The 3,917-nt window shown below is 35.0% G+C and carries 5 protein-coding genes; 2 read left to right on the top strand and 3 right to left on the bottom strand.

The genetic code is table 11. The features are described 5' to 3' along the window. The first annotated feature begins 459 nt into the window (after nucleotides 1–459). Both AC1DUW_RS22800 and coaA read left to right on the top strand, forming a co-directional pair. A complete protein-coding gene (locus AC1DUW_RS22800; protein ID WP_053345612.1) occupies nucleotides 460–753 on the top strand; it encodes an RNA polymerase alpha subunit C-terminal domain-containing protein in 294 nt (97 codons plus the stop codon). Nucleotides 754–943: 190 nt separating this feature from the next. Next, nucleotides 944–1,864, top strand: coding sequence for a type I pantothenate kinase (gene coaA / locus AC1DUW_RS22805; RefSeq protein WP_053348036.1), 921 nt, complete (start codon nucleotides 944–946; stop codon nucleotides 1,862–1,864). Between the two features lie 164 nt (nucleotides 1,865–2,028). Here coaA and AC1DUW_RS22810 read toward each other — a convergent pair whose 3' ends face one another. The 3 genes from AC1DUW_RS22810 to AC1DUW_RS22820 form a co-directional block, all read right to left on the bottom strand. Then, complete coding sequence (locus AC1DUW_RS22810) at nucleotides 2,029–2,871, bottom strand: MurR/RpiR family transcriptional regulator (protein WP_053345613.1); 843 nt, start codon at nucleotides 2,869–2,871, stop codon at nucleotides 2,029–2,031. A 201-nt stretch (nucleotides 2,872–3,072) separates the two neighbouring features. After that, complete coding sequence (locus AC1DUW_RS22815; RefSeq protein ID WP_053345614.1) at nucleotides 3,073–3,765, bottom strand: N-acetylmannosamine-6-phosphate 2-epimerase; 693 nt, start codon at nucleotides 3,763–3,765, stop codon at nucleotides 3,073–3,075. Between the two features lie 31 nt (nucleotides 3,766–3,796). Beyond that, nucleotides 3,797–3,917, bottom strand: a 121-nt coding sequence (locus AC1DUW_RS22820; RefSeq protein WP_477643532.1) for a PTS sugar transporter subunit IIB, incomplete at its 5' end; no start/stop codon positions are given.

Below are 3,917 nucleotides of genomic sequence, written 5' to 3' on the forward strand. Positions count from 1 at the left end.
GTCAACTTCTTGAAAAGAAGTAGGGAATTAAAGGAAGATAAAAAGTCTTTTCTTGATGATGAATTAGATAATGATAAATAAAACGGATTATTAAGCTAACAGGTGCTTCATTTCATTAAGGGAATTGCTTTGGCAGCTCTTATTCTTATGGAGCTAACGGGGCAGCTTTCCTATGAGTCTTTTTCTTCAAATGTCCAGTTATATCCTTTTTAAATAGGTTAATCCATTTGAAAGAAAAACCTTTGAAATCGGATGACTATAAAACTCTAATAAAACACGAGAAATTGAGAGATTTCTCTTTCTTTATTGAGGGAGTTTAGTTACATACAGCAGGAATGGGGCGAATACGTAGCCGCTAATGCTTCGCTTGATATACCTATGATGTTATTACTGTAATCCATTGAAAAGTTGGCAGAAGATAGACTGCTAAAAAATTCTTGAGAAAAGGAGACATTAGAAATGACAACTTCAAAGAAAAATGTAAGGACTTGCAATAAAGGACACAAATATTATAAGGGTAGCGACTGTCCGACCTGCCCTATTTGTGAGCAAGAACGCAAACCTGACAACGGATTTCTTTCACTACTCTCTGCGCCAGCCAGACGAGCAATGGAAAACAATGGGGTAACTTCACTACAACAGCTATCAAAATTTAGTGAAAAAGAGATTTTGCAATTTCACGGTATGGGACCAGCTTCTATACCTAAACTTAGGACTGCTTTGGAGACAAATGGGTTATCATTCAAAAATTAAACACCAAGAATGATTAAACTTAAGTAATGCATTTTATGCCTACTGGAGCATAATTTTTATTCAATTCCTTCCTCAAGTCACAGGGGCTTTATGTCAATAAGGGATTAGAAAGATCGATGGTTCCTGAGTTTTTTTGGCCACCATCCTTGTTAAACTGAAAGTAACTCTAAAAAGTGAGGTAACGAAAATCATGAGTTCCTATACTCCCTATTTTGAATTCAATCGAAAAAAGTGGGCATCTTTACGAAATCATACTCCTCTTCCTTTAACTGAAGAAGAATTAGATAACTTAAAAGGAATAAATGAAGAAATATCTATTCAGGAAGTAGAAGAGATTTATTTGCCCTTGACTCGATTAATTAATTTATATGTCGAAGCTTATCAGCAACTTAACATAGCTACTTCTTCATTTCTTAAAAATAATATTAAAAAAGCCCCTTATATTATTGGAATTGCAGGAAGTGTTGCTGTAGGAAAGAGTACAACAGCAAGGTTACTTCAAACATTATTATCTAGATGGGATAACCATAGAAATGTAGGTCTAGTCACAACAGATGGTTTTTTGTACTCAAATGAGATTTTAGAAGAAAAAGGAATGATGAAAAGAAAAGGGTTTCCTGAAAGTTATGATACACAAAAATTAATTAATCTTATCGGAGATGTAAAAGCTGGAAAAAATAAAGTGGAAGTTCCAATCTACTCACATTTGACGTACGATATTTTGCCGAATGAAGTACAAACTATCAGTAATCCAGATATTTTAATAGTGGAAGGTGTTAATGTTCTTCAAGTTGACAAAGAAAATCAAGTATTTGTCAGTGACTTTTTTGATTTTTCACTTTATGTTGATGCAGAGATACATGACATAGAAAGGTGGTATGTTGAAAGGTTTCTTCTACTTCAAGAGACAGCATTTCAAAGTCCCGAATCCTATTTTCATCGGTACATTAACTTGTCTAAAGAAAATGCTATTAAACAAGCGACTCAAATTTGGGAAGAAATTAATTTGAAAAATTTACATGAAAATATACTACCGACAAAAGGACGGGCCAATCTAGTTTTAAAAAAAGGATCAGATCATAAAGCTGAAAATATCTATTTACGAAGATAATATAATTTAAAACTTTTTAAAAAAATAAATATATCTAATTCAACGAACAGGTGCATTAGCGCCATAAGAAGGCCGCCAATTGGCGGCCTTTTGAAAGTATGTTTCTTAGTATTATAGAGTAATTAAATGTCTAATATAAATTAGGACGTAAAGTTCCAAGAAAACTAGTCAGTATCAGCTAATACCTGTAAAGTCTTTTCTCTAATATTTATCCTGTTTTTATAATCTTTTGCTACTAACTCTGTATATATTAAATCAAAAAGTAATAAGAGCGGAAGTAAGGGAGAAATATTCTGTCCCATATGCATGCTACTTTTACTGGTTACTAATAATGATAAGTCACCCAGCTGTGAAAGCTCAGAATTTTTATCACCTGTAAAAACTAATATGAGTGAACCTTGTTTCTTTGCAATTTTAACAGCACGAATGACTTCTTTTGTTGCTCCGGAAATGGAAATGCCAATGACAACACTATTCTGGTTACTTAAAGCCGCATCCATCATTGCCTGGTGAGTATCCGTAACAGCCTCAACATGTAAACCAATTCGGAAAAACTTGGATTTAAACTCCTGGGCGGCTATACCCGAACTCCCTATTCCATAGACATGTATCTTATCTGCCTGAGTAAGGAAAGATACCGCTTTCTGGATATCGTCATATGTAGCTATACGAAAGGTGTTGTCAATGATTCCTAAGTGATCTTGGTACAGTTTAGCGAAATAATCTACCTGCTTAATGTTTTTCATGCTTATCGGTGTATTTTGCAGATCAACGAACCTTTTTAACTCATGTCTAAACTCATTAAATCCTGAAAAAGCTAGTTTCTGGCAAAAACGCGTAATGGTTGCTGGCGAAATGTGAAGATTTTTAGCTATTTGACTTATAGTTAACTGGCTAACTTCATCAGGGCGTTGAAGAATATATTTGGCTAGTTCTTCTTCTGTTTTTGTGAATTTGCTCATACTGCACTCGATTCCATATATGAGATTTTCTGCTAGATATTCCATTTGACCACCCATTTCAGGTTGAATTTTTTAAATGTATGCTTTCTTTAGTATAGTTTAATGTAACCATTAAGAACGTCTATAACCGATAGTTTTAAATAAAGTTGCAGCTACAATAATATTAATCGAGAAAAAGACCCAAACTGCTGATAGTCTGAGTCTTTTTCATTCTTTTGTTATGTTCGGTGCACATTTACAAAGTTTCTATTTTTGCATAGCATTTACAAATCTTTTTGTGATTTGCTGTGGCCTGGTAATAGCGCCACCTACTACCACTGCATGGACATTCATATCTAATATAGAACGAGCAATTTCTGGTGTTATGACATTTCCCTCTGCAATAACTTTTGCATTTTTCACTGCTTTTATTATCTCTTTGAGCACAGCGTAGTCATCCTGATAAATTTTCTGTCCCATTGTTTCACTTGTATAGCCGTAGAGTGTAGGTGCTACAATATCAAATCCTAAATGGTCAGCGTATACAGCCTCATCTATGGTCGATACATCCGCCATTAACAGAACATCTGGATATTTTGCTCTTATATCACAATAAAACTGCTCTAACGTTTTACCGTTCGGTCTTATCCGAGCAGTAGCATCCGTCGCAATGATTTCCGCTTTAGTTTCCATTAAAGCATCAATTTCGATCATGGTGGGAGTAATATAAACATCGTTTTGTCCATACACCTGTTTAATGATCCCTATGACTGGAAGGTCCACATTTTTCTTGATTTCCATTATGTCAGCTACAGAGTTTGCGCGAATGCACGTTGCACCGCCTTCTTTGGCAGCAATGGCCATGCGTCCCATAATAAAAGAGCTGTGCAGCGGCTCATTCTCTAATGCTTGACATGATACAATTAAGCCTTTGTGAATTTTATCCAGCACCTGTTGCATGTTTAACACGTCCTTATCGTTATCTATGTTCTTAATGACCCAAGTATTCTTCCACTTCATTTTTGATGATCGTTACTTGGGGACCGTATACTATTTGAATGCCATTCCCTTTTTTTACGACGCCTTTTGAACCGGTTTGTTTAATGACGTCC

It is taken from the genome of Peribacillus sp. P4_C12 (assembly GCF_056402095.1).

Bases quoted from the DNA above. Each gene is read 5' to 3' on its own strand.
- AC1DUW_RS22800 (WP_053345612.1), top strand. From the start codon at position 460: ATGACAACTTCAAAGAAAAATGTAAGGACTTGCAATAAAGGACACAAA.
- AC1DUW_RS22810 (WP_053345613.1), bottom strand. From the start codon at position 2,871: ATGGAATATCTAGCAGAAAATCTCATATATGGAATCGAGTGCAGTATG.
- coaA (WP_053348036.1), top strand. From the start codon at position 944: ATGAGTTCCTATACTCCCTATTTTGAATTCAATCGAAAAAAGTGGGCA.
- AC1DUW_RS22815 (WP_053345614.1), bottom strand. From the start codon at position 3,765: ATGCAACAGGTGCTGGATAAAATTCACAAAGGCTTAATTGTATCATGT.